Raw genomic sequence first — 13,398 nt, 5'->3', positions numbered from 1 at the left:
AGTACCTGGTCAGATGCCGCAGCTGGGCGCCGACCAGGAGTTGCTCGTGCGGATGTCGAGGTGGGTGTGGTCGTTGTGGCCGGGGTAGCCGGGGCCGAAGATGCCGCCGAAGCCGTGGTACCGGGCCTGCTTGGCCAACGTGCACAGGGAATGCACGCCGACGAGGTCGGCCGAGCGGCCGTACAGGTGCTGGCTGTTGCTCGCGCCGCCGACCGAACTGTTGCACGAGTAGCTGCGGAAGCCACTCGTCACGGTCAGCGGCTGGTCACCGAGCGCGTGCCGCAGGGCCTCGAGCTGCCACATGGTCTGGAGTGCGTTGGCCTTGGTGGCAGCCGCGGAGAGCGGACCACCGTCCCAGCCACTGCCACCACAGCCGTCGTCGAGTTCGGAGTAGGTGAAGTGGATCGGCGTGCAGTCGTCGTCCTGCAGCGCGTAGATCTTGCTGAACGTCGCCGAGCCGGCGATCCCGTCGGCGCTCAGTCCGTACGCCGACTGGAACCGCTGCACCGCGGCCTTGGTCGCCGGACCGAAGGCGCCGTCCGCCGCGATGTGCCCGCCGTACCCCGGATAGCCGGCGACGCGGATCTGCAACTGCCGCACATCCTCGCCACTGGCACCTTGGGCGAGCGTGCGGCTCCATGTGTAGCAACCGTCGGCATGTGCCTCGGTCGCGGTGACCACCGAGGCAACCACGGTGGTGCCCAGCATCGCCGCGAACAGGGCGAGCACGGCGACGATCCTGGGTAAGCGTTGGGTGAGAGACATCGGACTACCTCCGGTGACGCGATTGGGGCGAAACGCGCTGTCACCCGCAAGAATCGCGCCACTATCTACCGCTTGACCAGGCCTCGGCAGAAATTTTTCTACGACTCCCTCTGTCGGCCGGCTGCCGTTGCTCGTCGTGGGACTACTCGGTGTAGGCCGCGGTGACGTGGGCGACCCGGCCGCCCCAGCCCTCGGTGGGGAACGAGTCCGAGACCCGGACATAGCCGGCCTTGTCCGGGCCGAGGTGCGGCGTCAGGTCGAACGTCAGCGTCGCCTTGTTCTCGCCGCCGTGGATGTGCCGGGTCTCCCTGGCCACGGTGGTCCACTGCCGGCCGTCACCGCTCACCTCGACGTGGTACTCGTTGTCGATCGTCAGCGTGGCGGACGCGGAGGCGGTACCGGACGGGAACGGGAAGCGGTAGACGAAGTACGCGTTGCCGTCGGCGAAGCGGTTCTGGGCGCCGTGGCTCTGGGACCCGCCGGCGTCCCACAGCCAGGGCAGCTCGGCCGCGGTGCCGGTGTCGAAGTCCACGGTGCGCGCCACCAGGATCTCGGCCTGCGTGGTGAACGCGAGGAGCGGGCCGGACGTCGCCGTCACGGTCACCGGGTAGCGACCGTCCGGCGTACCGCCAGGGATGGCCACGTCGAGCTCGACCTCAGCCTGTGCCGGTACGGCGTTGCCGGTTGGGCGCAGGGTCACGCTCGCCTGGCGCGGGGTCACGGTCCAGCTTGCGGGCGCCGAGGCCTGGACGTCGGCCGTGATCCGCTCTCCGGCCGGCGCGGTGGCCTGGAGCCGAGCCACCAGCCTGAGGTGGGTCGCACTCTCGCTCGCGGACATCACCACCGGCTGGGCCGGAGTCATGATCGCGGACAGGGACCGCACCGGCGGCCGCGCCGGTACGTCGGCGATCAGCGCGCTGAGCCCACTGGCCTGCGTCCGCCAGTCGAAGACATTCGGATCGGCCGGACTCGTGACGCCGGACCAGCGCAGGCCGAGGCGCCCGGCCGCATCACGGTTCTCCCAGACGGCGGCGGCCTGCCGGTCCTGGAAGGCGAGGTAGCGCCGGTCGTGCGTGGTGTCGGTCAGGTCCATCCAGTACCGCAGGAAGATGCCCTTGAACTGCTTCTGGTTGTCGTCGCAGACCTTGCCCGGGACATCGCACGACTCGGTCAGGGTCCCGTCGGAAACCAGACCCCCGGCGGCGATTGCCGAGTCCGCGAGCCGCCGTACCGTGGTCAGCAGCTCGGGGTTGCGGGTTGCCCGCCACAGCTCGAGGCCGGCGCCGATCGCGAGGCCCTGGTTATAGGTCCACACCGTCTCGTTGTTGCTCTGGCAGGTGCTGGTCTTCAGACCGTCGTTCACCAGGCCCTGGGCGTTGATCATCCCGCTGCCGGTGAACCAGTTCCACCCCTGCTGCGCGCGGCCGAGCCAGTGCCGGTCGCCGGGGATCCGGTTGTGCAGCTCGGCGGTGAGGCGGATCCAGAGCCCGTTGGTGACGGCGTTCTTGTACGTCCGCTCGGCGTCCCACCAGACTCCGCCGCCGCAGGTGTCGTCCCAGTAGTTCTCGACGTACTCCGCGATCGTGACCGCCATGTCGAGGTACTTGGGGTTCTTGGTCAGGTCGTAGGTCTGGATCCAGGTCAGCGCCCACCACTCGGAGTCGTCGATGGCGCGGCTGGTGAAGTTGCCGAGCAGGGGATCACCTGACAGGTAGCCGGCCGGGAACACGCCCTTGGCCTTCTCGAACGTGTTGTCCAGCTGCGGCAGATAGCGGCGGTCGCCCGTGCGCTCCGCGAAGTCGCCGATGGTCTGCAGGGCGACGGCGGAGTTCCACCAGCTGGACGGGAACCACGCTTTCACCGGCTCGTACGAGCTCATCAGCACGTCGGCGGCGACCCGGGCCCGCGCCGTCGCCGTCGGGCCGTCGGCGCCACCTCCCGGATCGGCTCCGGCGGGCGATGACGACACCAGCGACGACGCCAGCCCGGCAGCCAGCGTGGCCACGCCGGCCACCAGGGCGCGCACTACGCGCGAACGACTCAGGACCATGATCGAGATCTCCTCGAGGCTTCAGGGCGGCTCGGCCGACGGAGGTTGGAAACGTTTCATCAGCTCTTGACGCAGTATCGTCGTCGCAGCAGACAACGCTGTCAATGCCGAACGCCGAGCTGGTTGCCGCACGACACCACGGCCGGCGGGCCCAGGTGTCAGACCCAGTTGTGCAGGGACTTGGCGTCGGTGGAGAACTGGGCTACGGAGTCGTCGGCGACGAACTCGAGGAGGGCGTTGATTTCTCGGGGTTCGGTGGCGAGGCGGTCGAGGACCGGGCGCCAGAGGGACTCGCGGCCCGCCAGCGGGAGGCGGGTGTTGGAGGGCCACCAGGAGAAGACGTGGACGGTGCTGAGCCAGGGCATCAGGGCCTCCAACTGCTGAAGGCACTCGGCGTCGGCCAGGTCCACCGGGGGTTGCCAGTACGTTGTGAGGTTGGGCGCGCCGACATCCAGCAGCAGGGTGATGGTGGAGTCCACCTCGTCGGTCAGGGTGTTGCGGTGGAACTCCATCGCGATCTCAATGCCGGCGCCGGCGGCCACGTCCGCCAGTTCGGCCAGACCGCGGGTCACTGCCATCCGGTCACCCACGCCCGCCTCGGCGGTGCCGACGGTCCCCGCCCAGACGCGGATGCGGGGAGCCCCGAGCTCGGCGGCGGTGTTGACCGCGGTACGGATCTCTTCGCGGTCGACGCTGCCGGCCCGCAGGTAGGACCCGTACGCCGCGACGGCGAGCCCGTTGTCCTCGCAGAGCGCCCGGGCCTTGCGTGCGGCGGCCATGTCGCCGAACGGCACGTGCACGTCGCCGCCCCACTCGATCGCGGCCAGCCCGGCCTCTTTCGCCACCTCGACGACCTCTTCGACCGCCAACTTCCGGAACGTCACCGAGACCAGACCGGTCCTCACGCTCACGGGTTCCTCCTGGTCCACGTCACTGTGCTCACACCTCTATCCAACCTCATCGCACCAGCGTGTCTCACGTCATGAGCAAACCTCGTTGATACCCATGACGCCGGGTCTAGACTCGCAACCGTGGCGGAACAGCGGAGAGGGTTCATCTTCGGCCTCTCGGCATACCTGCTGTGGGGTCTCTTCCCGCTGTACTGGAAGCTGATCGACTCCTCCGGCGCGGTCGAACTGCTCGCCCACCGGATCCTCTGGTCCCTCGTCACGATCGTCGCGCTGGTGCTGGTACGGCGTCGCTTCGGCCAGGTGCGGGCCCTGATCTCGGACCCGCGACGCAGGTGGCCGCTGGTCGCCGGGGCGGTACTGATCTCGGTCAACTGGGGCGCCTACATCTGGGGCGTCAACCACGACCGGATCGTGGAGACGTCCCTCGGCTACTTCATCACCCCACTGTTCACCGTGCTGCTGGGCGTGATCATCCTCAAGGAGCGCCTCCGGGTCGCCCAGTGGATCGCGCTCGCGATCGCCTTCGTGGCGGTCGTCGGGCTGACCATCGAGAACGGCCGGCCGCCGTGGGTGGCGATCGCCCTGACCTTCTCGTTCGGCTTCTACGGGCTGGCCAAGAAGAAGGCCGGCGCCGGGGCGATCGAGGGGATGGCGGTGGAGTCGGCGACGGTGGCGCCGCTGGCCCTGATCGCGATCCTGGTGCTCGGGTTCCAGGGCCAGGCGACCGTGACGCACGAAGGACCCGGCTATCTGGTGCTGGTGCTGCTGACCGGGCCGATCACCGCGGTACCGCTGCTGCTCTTCGGGGCCGCCGCGACCAGGGTCTCGATGACGACGCTGGGCCTGTTGAACTACATCGCGCCGATCATGCAGTTCATCGTCGGCGTGGTGGTCTTCCACGAGCAGATGAGCCCGATGCGCTGGATCGGTTTCGGGCTGGTCTGGCTGGCCCTGATGATCTTCACGCTGAACGGTCTGCGGACCCGCCGGCGGACGATGGCGCTCGAGGTCACCGCCTCCGCGGTGTGAGCGTTCCGGCGCGCTTCGCGACTGAGGGTCGCCTAAGCCTTTCCGCGTTCATCTGACCTTCACCCAGTTCCCGTTTCCGCTCCTTAGCCTCACGGCGTCTGCATTGTCCGCCGCGAGAAATCCGGAGTACCGCGAGTGAGCCCCAAGTTGCTGCCGCTGATCAGCCAGATCGGCACCCGTCACGGATCGCGCTCTTTTCGCACCTGCGAACTGAAGTGCGCCAACCAGTGTGACCACCCGGAGCCGAACACCTCCGGCAACGAGCACATCCAGAGCGTCCTGCAGTCCGCCTTCTCCCGCCGCGGCATGCTGAAGGTCGGCGCCGCGAGCGTCGCGGCCGCCGGCGTCGGCGTACTGGCCTCCAACCTGCCGGCCGCGGCGGACTTCTCCGCCGCCGCGAACGGCGACAAGGGCAACGGCGAGTTCCCCGGCTTCGGGGGCGGCCACGGCCAACTCACCCACGGCGTGGTGCCGCCGAACCGCAAGGACGACATCGTTATCCCGGCCGGCTACGCCCAGTCCGTGATCATCGCCTGGGGCGACCCGGTCGAGACCGGTGCGCCGAGGTTCGACGTGAACCGGCAGACGCCCGAGGCGCAGGCCAAGCAGTTCGGCTACAACAACGACTACACGATGGTCGTGCCGCTGCGCGACGACCGGAAGGCGTTGCTGGTCTGCAACCACGAGTACACCGACGAGAACCTGATGTTCCCGACCGGCAAGTACGACGCCAAGACGATCGCCAGGATCGGCCTGGCCGGGCACGGCATGTCGGTGGTGCAGATCGACCGGGTCGGCCGCACCGGCCAGTGGCGCCGCGACGGCCACGGCGGCAGGTACAACCGCCGGATCACCGCCACCACCAAGTTCGACGTGACCGGCCCGGCCGCCGCCGACGCGCGCGTCGGAAAGGTTGCCTATGGCACCTTCGGCAACTGCGCCGGCGGGGTCACCCCGTGGGGCACGATCCTGTCCGGCGAGGAGAACTTCAACGGGTACTTCGACGTCAGCGGCACCGTGCCGGCGCAGTACCAGGCAAGCTTCAAGCGGTACGGCGTACCGACGACGGCGACCAAGTCCGCCCGCCAGTGGAGCCTGGTGGACGAGCGCTTCGACCTGACCAAGGTCCCGACCGAGGCGTTCCGGACCGGCTGGATCGTCGAGGTCGACCCGTACGACCCGAAGTCCACGCCGAAGAAGCGCACCATGCTCGGCCGGATGAAGCACGAGGGCGCCACCGTCACGATCACCGCCGACGGCCGGATCGCGGCGTACCTCGGTGACGACGAGCGCGGCGAGTACATCTACAAGTTCGTCTCCACCGGCAGGTACGACGAGAAGAACCGCAAGGCCAACTTCGCTCTGCTTGACGAGGGCACCCTGTACGTCGCCAAGTTCACCGGCGACGGCACCGCGGACGGGCTCTTCGACGGCACCGGCCAGTGGATCCCGCTGACCACGGACAAGAAGTCGTTCATCGACGGGATGAGCGTCGCCGACGTGCTGATCGACGTCCGGACCGCGGCCGACAAGGTCGGCGCCACCCGGATGGACCGGCCCGAGGACATCGAGCGCAACCCCGTCAACGGCCGGATCTACGCCGCCCTGACCAACAACTCCAACCGCGGCGGGACCTTCGCGGTCGACGAGGCCAACCCGCTGGCGAAGTCGCACACCCGGCCGAGCCTCGGCGCGCCGCTGGTGGAGCAGTCCGGCAACCGCAACGGCTACATCCTGGAACTCAGCGAGGAGGGCGACGACGCGGCCAAGACCGGCTTCTTCTGGACCCTGTTCCTGATCTGCGGCGACCCGGCCGCGCAGGAGACGTACTTCGGCGGTTTCGACAAGTCGAAGGTCAGCCCGATCTCCTGCCCCGACAACGTCGCGTTCGACGGTTCCGGCAACCTGTGGATCTCGACCGACGGCAACGTGCTCGGCTCCAACGACGGCATCTTCACCGTCCCGGTGGCCGGCCCGAAGCGCGGCCAGGTGAAGCAGTTCCTGTCGGTGCCGTTCGCCGCCGAGGCCTGTGGCCCGCTGGTCAGCGAGGACGACCTGACCGCGTTCGTCGCAGTCCAGCACCCGGGCGAGACCGACGACGCGACCTTCGAGAAGCCTTCCTCGACCTGGCCGCACACGCACACCTTCCCCCGCCCGGCGATCTCCTGCGTCTGGCGCAAGGACGGCGGCCGCGTCGGCAGCTGATACTCCATGGGTGGGCCCCACCTGGCAAACCCGCTGACAGACAAGATGCCCGACAGTCTCGCGCTGTCGGGCATCTTGTTGTTGCAAGCAAGAGGATTCAGACCGAGCGGGTTACCACCAAATCGCAGAGGGACTCGAGGGCGGAGCGGCCTGGGCCCTCGGGGAGGTCTTCGAGGAGCTTGCGGGCGTCGTTGGCGCGGCGGCGTACGTCGTCCTCGGCCTGCTGTAGCGAAGGGTGGGCGCGCAGCAGGCCCAGCGTCTCCGCCAGCATGGCGTCGTCGCTCAGGTCGGAGTCGAGCAACTCCAGCAGGCGGGCGTCCGTGGGGTTCGACGAATCTGCTTGGGCTCGGAAGATGAGGACCGGGAGGGTGGGGACGCCTTCGCGAAGATCGGTACCAGGAGTCTTGCCGGACTCCTCCGAAGTGACGTCGAGGATGTCATCGGCCAACTGGAACGCCTGGCCGATCTCCTCACCGAAAGCCCGCAGGGTCTCCTGGATCTCCACCGACGCACCGGCAAACCGAGCACCGAAGAGCGCCGAGGTGGCGATCAGCGAGCCGGTCTTGTCCGCGACCACCGACAGGTAGTGCGCGAGCGGGTCCTGCCCCTCGGAGACCCCCAGGGTCTCGCGGATCTGCCCCTCGACCAGGCGGCCGAAGGTGCGGGACTGGATCTTGACCGCCTCCGGGCCGAGCGACGCGACCAGGTCGGAGGCGCGGGCGAACAGCCAGTCGCCGGTCAGGATCGCGACCGAGTTGTCCCAGCGCGCGTTGGCGCTGTCGGCACCTCGGCGCAGGGCGGCCTCGTCCATCACGTCGTCGTGGTACAGCGTGGCCAGGTGGGTCAGCTCGACCACGACGGCCGAGTCGACCACCTCCGGCGCCGCCGCGGACGGACCGAGCTCGGCCGCCAGCAGCACCAGCAACGGACGGAACCGCTTGCCGCCGGCAACCATGACGTGCTGGGCGGCCTCGGTGACGAACGGGGCCTCGGACTGCGCGGAGTCGCGGAGCGCCTGCTCGACCCTCTCCAGCCCAGCACGAACCCGGGACTCGAGCGCCTCGTCGGCGAACGCGAATCCCAGGCTCTCGGCTGGCAGCGGGGACGGACTCACCGGATGAACTCACCCGCTCGGGCCGCCAGGTCGAGCACCGGTCCGGGAACCAGACCGAGTACGACGGTGGCGGCGAGACCCAGGGCGACGGCCGCGGTGGTCTGCCAGCCGGGCAGCGCCACGTCCGGCGCGTCAGCCGGCAGGTCGGAGAAGAACATCAGCACGATCACGCGGACGTAGAAGAACGCGGCGACCAGGCTGCAGAGCACCGCGACCACGACCAGCGGCCACGCGCCACCGGTCCAGGCCGCGGTGAACACGGCCCACTTGCCGGTGAAGCCCGCGGTCAGCGGGATGCCGGCGAAGGAGATCAGGAAGAAGGCGAAGATCCCCGCCAGCAGTGGCGACTTCTTGCCCAGTCCGGCCCAGCGGGACAGGTGCGTCGCCTCGCCACCGGCGTCGCGGACCAGCGTGACGAGGGCGAAGGCGCCGATCGTCGGGAAGCCGTAGGTGACCAGGTAGAACAGCACCGCCTGGGTCGAGGTGATGCCGTCGGTGACACCGCTGCCGCTCTGCGCGAGCCCGACGAACGCGGTCAGCAGGAAGCCGGCGTGCGCGATCGACGAGTAGGCGAGCATCCGCTTCACGTCGGTCTGGGTGATGGCCACGATCGAGCCGACCACCATGGTGAGGATCGCGACGACCCACATCATCGGCGCCCAGTCCCAGCGGGTGCCGCCGAGGGCGACGTAGAAGACCCGCATCAGGCCGATGAACGCGGCGATCTTGGTGCAGGCCGCCATGAAGCCGGTGACCGGCGTCGGCGCGCCCTGGTAGACGTCCGGCGTCCAGGAGTGGAACGGAACCGCGCCGACCTTGAACAGCAGGCCGACGGCGATCAGGCCGGTACCGGCGAGCAGGATCGCGTCGCCCCCGGTCTTGGTGGCGAGCGCGTCGGAGATGCCGCCCAGCGACATCGTCCCGGCGTACCCGTAGAGCAGCGCGATGCCGTAGAGCAGGAACGCCGAGGCGAACGCGCCGAGCAGGAAGTACTTCATCGCGGCTTCCTGCGAGATCAGCCGGCGACGCCGCGCCAGCCCGCAGAGCAGGTACAGCGGCAGCGAGAAGACCTCGAGCGCGACGAACAGGATCAGCAGGTCGTTGGCCGAGGCGAACAGCATCATGCCGCCGACCGCGAACAGCGTCAGCGGGAAGACCTCGGTGTGCTCGACCTTGGCCGCGGTACCCTCCCGCTCCGCCTCACTGCCCGGTACTGCGGCCGCCTGGCCGGCGAAGGCGGACAGCCCTCCGTCGACCGAGCGCTCCGCGAACAGCAGCACACTGATCACCGTCAGCGTGAGCAGCGTGATCCAGGTGAACAGCGCGGGGCCGTCCACCGAGATGGCGCCCTGCGCCGCGACCAGCGACTTCTCGTCCACCATCAGCAGGACCGTCAGCACCGCGGCGACCACCAGGCCGACCAGGGTCAGCGCCAACTGGACCACGTGCCGCAGCGCCCGGGGCAGGAAGGCCTCGGCGACGACGCCGACACAGGCCGCGCCGAAGACCACGAGCAGCGGAGCCAACTCGTTGTACTCGATCTTCGGTGCGACGAAGTCCGCCAGCGGCAAGGCGCCAGGGACCGCCGCCAACGGCATCAGCACTGCACTCACTTCTGTCCCTCCGTCACGGGAACCTGCGGGGCCGGGTCGGTGACGCCCACCCGCTGCATCGTCGACTCGACCGCCGGCTTGATGATGTCGACCACCGGCTTGGGGTAGATGCCCAGGGCGATGATCAGCACGACCAGCGGTGCGATCGCGAACACCTCGCGGAAGTTCAGGTCCTTCAGCTTCTCGATCCCGTCGCGCACCGGGCCGGTCATCAGGCGTTGGTACATGATCAGGATGTAGAGCGCGGCCAGCACGATACCGAGCACGGCGATCACCGCGATCACCTTGTGCCGGCTGAACGTTCCGGCCAGCACCATGAACTCGGAGATGAACGGCGACAACCCAGGCAGCGCCAGGCTGGACAGGCCGGCGAACAAGAAGGTGCCGGCCAGCACCGGAGCCACCTTGTCCACCCCGCCGTAGTCCGCGATCCGGGCCGAACCGCGCCGCGAGATCAGGTAGCCGGCCACCAGGAACAGCGCCGCGGTGGAAAGACCGTGGTTGAACATGTACAGCGTCGACCCGGTCAGGCCCTGCGAGGTGAGCGCGAAGATGCCCATCACGATGAAGCCGAAGTGCGAGATCGAGGTGTACGCGATCAGCCGCTTGATATCGGTCTGCCCGATCGCCACCAGGGCGCCGTACAGGACCGAGATCAGCGCGAGCACCAGCACCACCGGGGTGGCCCACTCGGACGCGTTCGGGAACAGGCCCAGACAGAACCGGATCATCCCGAAGGTGCCGATCTTGTCCAGGATGCCGACCAGCAGCACCGAGGTCCCCGGCGTCGCCTCGGCGGCGGCGTCCGGCAGCCAGGTGTGGAACGGCACCATCGGCGCCTTCACCGCGAAGGCGAAGAAGAAGCCGAGGAAGAGCCACCGCTCGGTGTTCTGGCTGATGTCGAGCTGGACCAGGTCGGACAGCAGGTACGACGGGTCGCCGCCGCGGGCCGACAGGACGTACAGGCCGACCACGGAGGCCAGCATCAGCAGACCGCCGAGCAGCGAGTAGAGCAGGAACTTCACCGCCGCGTACGACCGCTGCGCGCCGCCGAACCCGCCGATCAGGAAGTACATCGGGATCAGCGTGGCCTCGAACAGCACGTAGAAGAGGAACACGTCGGTGGCGGCGAACACGCCGATCGACAGCGCCTCCAGGCCCAGCACCCAGGCGAAGAAGGACTTCTCGCTCCAGCGACCGGTCTTCGCGTCGTTCCAGGAGGCGAGCAGCACGATCGGGGTGAGCAGCGCGGTCAGCACGATCAGCACGATGCCGACGCCGTCGAGGCCGAGCGCGTAGTGCGCCCCGAACGCCTCGATCCAGGTGTAGCTCTCCTCGTAGTCGGCCGCACCGTTCTGCTGGTAGCCGACCGCGATCACGATGGTCAGGATCAGCGTGAGGGTGGAGAAGACAAGCGCGACCTGCTTCGACAGCAGTGCCTTGGCTTTCGGCACCGCCATCGTCGCCAGGGCCCCCACGAACGGCAGGAGCATTGTCAGGGTCAGCCAACCGATGTTCACGACAACCTCACCGCGAGGAGGGCGACGACCACGAATGCGGCGCCGAAGACCATGCTGAGTGCGTAGGAACGGACGAAGCCCGTCTGGTACCGGCGCAACCGGCCGGACAGACCGCCGAAGAGCGCGGCCAGGCCGTTGACCAGGCCGTCCACCCCGCGGTTGTCGAGCCAGACCAGCGTCCGGGTGAGGTACTGGCCCGGCCGCATCAGGACCGCCTCGTTCAGCGCGTCGCCGTACAGGTCACGACGGGCGAAGGTGGTGGCCGGCGAGACTTTGACCGGCGCCTCGCGCGGGATGTCGCGGCGGTACAGGAAGACCGCGACGAGCAGGCCGACGAGGACCACCGCGAGGGTGATCAGCGTCATCACCAGCGCGCTGACCGGCGGGTGGTGCTCCTCGTGCCCGACCACCGGTTCGAGCCAGTCGACGATCCAGTGGCCGGCGAAGTACAGCGCGCCGCCACCGATCGACAGCGCCGCCAGGACGACCAGCGGACCGGTCATCACCGCGGGCGACTCGTGCGGGTGCACGTCCTTGCCCCAGCGCTTCTCGCCGAAGAACGTCATCAGCATCAGCCGGGTCATGTAGAACGCGGTGATGCCGGCGCCGAGCAGCGCGCACAGACCGATCACCAGGTTGTCCGCGAACGCGGCCTCGATGATCTTGTCCTTGCTGAAGAAGCCGGCGAACGGCGGGATGCCGAGGATGGCCAGGTAGCCGAAGGCGAACGTCACGAAGGTGACCTTCATGTACTTCGCCAGGCCGCCGTAGTGCCGCATGTTCACGTCGTCGTTCATGCCGTGCATCACCGAGCCGGCACCGAGGAACATGTTGGCCTTGAAGAAGCCGTGGGTGAGCAGGTGGAAGATCGCGAACACGTAGCCCGCCGGGCCGAGACCCGCCGCCAGCATCATGTAGCCGATCTGACTCATGGTCGAGCCGGCCAGCGCCTTCTTGATGTCGTCCTTGGCGCAACCGATGATCGCGCCGACCAGCAGCGTGACCGTACCGACGATCACCACCGCGGTGGAGGCGAACTCGGTGACCTCGTAGATCGCGTGCGAGCGGACCACCAGGTAGACGCCCGCGGTCACCATCGTCGCCGCGTGGATCAGCGCCGACACCGGGGTCGGGCCCTCCATCGCGTCCAGCAGCCAGGACTGCAGCGGCACCTGGGCGGACTTGCCGCAGGCCGCCAGCAGCAGCATCAGGCCGAGCAGCGTGCCCCAGGTGTCGGAGACCCCCTCGACGCCCGCGCTCACCGTGGTGAAGGCGGACGAGCCGAACAGCGCCCACATGCTCATCACCGCGAGCGAGAGGCCGATGTCACCGACCCGGTTCACCACGAACGCCTTCTTGGCGGCGGTCGCGGCCGAGTGCTTGTGCTGCCAGAAGCCGATCAGCAGGTACGACGCCAGGCCGACGCCTTCCCAGCCGACGAAGACCACCAGGTAGTCGGCGGCCAGCACCAGCAGCAGCATCGAGGCGATGAACAGGTTCAGGTACCCGAAGAAGCGGCGGCGGCGCGCGTCGTGCGCCATATAACCGATCGAGTAGATGTGGATCAGCGAACCCACGCCGGTGATCAGCAGCACGAAGAGGATGGACAGCTGGTCGACCAGCAGGGTCACATCCACCTGGATGCTGCCGACCGAGAACCACTCGAACAGCTTGACGGTCTCGGACCGCTCCTCGCCGGAGTGGCCCTGCATCTGGAAGAAGAGCAGGACCCCGCAGACGAACGAGGCCAGCGGTGCGGCGGTGCCCAGCAGGTGACCCCATGCGTTGGTGGCCTTGCCACCGAGCAACAGGATCGCCGCGGACACGGCCGGGATCGCGACCAGCAGCCACGTCAGCTCATGACTCATCGGTGATCGACCTCAGTACTTGAGCAGGTTGGCGTCGTCGACCGAGGCCGAACGACGGGTGCGGAAGATGGCCATGATGATCGCCAGGCCGATCACGACCTCGGCCGCGGCCACCACCATCACGAAGAAGGCGGCGATCTGGCCGTCGAGGTTGCCGTGCTGGCGGGCGAAGCTGACGAACGCGAGGTTGGTCGCGTTCAGCATCAGCTCCACGCACATGAAGACGACGATCGCGTTGCGCCGCACCAGCACGCCGAGCGCGCCGATGCAGAACAACATCGCCGAGAGCACGATGTACGGCTCGGTAGTCACGCGCGTCCTCG

10 protein-coding genes are annotated in these 13,398 nt (G+C 68.4%); 2 read left to right on the top strand and 8 right to left on the bottom strand.

Annotated elements, in window-relative coordinates; all coding sequences use genetic code 11:
* Positions 1–9: 9 nt before the first annotated feature.
* From ABD255_RS35140 to ABD255_RS35130, 3 genes are all read right to left on the bottom strand, one after another.
* Entirely contained in the window at positions 10–765 is a 756-nt protein-coding gene (locus tag ABD255_RS35140) for a D-Ala-D-Ala carboxypeptidase family metallohydrolase (RefSeq protein WP_344221105.1), read from the bottom strand.
* Between the two features lie 142 nt (positions 766–907).
* Complete coding sequence (locus ABD255_RS35135) at positions 908–2,815, bottom strand: glycoside hydrolase family 76 protein (protein WP_344221104.1); 1,908 nt, start codon at positions 2,813–2,815, stop codon at positions 908–910.
* Between the two features lie 158 nt (positions 2,816–2,973).
* Complete coding sequence (locus ABD255_RS35130) at positions 2,974–3,726, bottom strand: sugar phosphate isomerase/epimerase family protein (RefSeq protein ID WP_344221103.1); 753 nt, start codon at positions 3,724–3,726, stop codon at positions 2,974–2,976.
* Between the two features lie 120 nt (positions 3,727–3,846).
* On the opposite strand from ABD255_RS35130, the gene rarD reads away from it, so the two are divergent.
* Positions 3,847–4,755, top strand: coding sequence for an EamA family transporter RarD (gene rarD / locus ABD255_RS35125; protein WP_344221102.1), 909 nt, complete (start codon positions 3,847–3,849; stop codon positions 4,753–4,755).
* A gap of 135 nt (positions 4,756–4,890) precedes the next feature.
* Complete coding sequence (locus tag ABD255_RS35120; protein ID WP_344221101.1) at positions 4,891–6,960, top strand: PhoX family protein; 2,070 nt, start codon at positions 4,891–4,893, stop codon at positions 6,958–6,960.
* A 97-nt stretch (positions 6,961–7,057) separates the two neighbouring features.
* Here ABD255_RS35120 and ABD255_RS35115 read toward each other — a convergent pair whose 3' ends face one another.
* From ABD255_RS35115 to nuoK, 5 genes are read right to left on the bottom strand one after another with little or no spacing between them, the layout of a single operon-like run.
* Positions 7,058–8,074, bottom strand: a complete 1,017-nt coding sequence (locus ABD255_RS35115) for a polyprenyl synthetase family protein (RefSeq protein WP_344221100.1) — start codon at positions 8,072–8,074, stop codon at positions 7,058–7,060.
* Entirely contained in the window at positions 8,071–9,672 is a 1,602-nt protein-coding gene (gene nuoN / locus ABD255_RS35110) for an NADH-quinone oxidoreductase subunit NuoN (RefSeq protein ID WP_344221458.1), read from the bottom strand. Before nuoN ends, ABD255_RS35115 begins: the two co-directional genes overlap by 4 nt.
* An 11-nt stretch (positions 9,673–9,683) precedes the next feature.
* Positions 9,684–11,207, bottom strand: coding sequence for an NADH-quinone oxidoreductase subunit M (locus tag ABD255_RS35105; RefSeq protein ID WP_344221099.1), 1,524 nt, complete (start codon positions 11,205–11,207; stop codon positions 9,684–9,686).
* Complete coding sequence (nuoL, locus tag ABD255_RS35100) at positions 11,204–13,075, bottom strand: NADH-quinone oxidoreductase subunit L (RefSeq protein ID WP_344221098.1); 1,872 nt, start codon at positions 13,073–13,075, stop codon at positions 11,204–11,206. The genes ABD255_RS35105 and nuoL overlap by 4 nt, the downstream gene beginning before the upstream one ends.
* Before the next feature lie 12 nt (positions 13,076–13,087).
* Complete coding sequence (nuoK, locus tag ABD255_RS35095; RefSeq protein WP_344221097.1) at positions 13,088–13,387, bottom strand: NADH-quinone oxidoreductase subunit NuoK; 300 nt, start codon at positions 13,385–13,387, stop codon at positions 13,088–13,090.
* Positions 13,388–13,398: the final 11 nt, after the last annotated feature.

This window comes from Kribbella sancticallisti (assembly GCF_039530625.1).
Lineage (GTDB): Bacteria > Actinomycetota > Actinomycetes > Propionibacteriales > Kribbellaceae > Kribbella > Kribbella sancticallisti.
The sequence above is the reverse complement of the archived record's forward strand: the minus strand, read 5'-3'. Positions and strand labels throughout refer to the sequence as shown.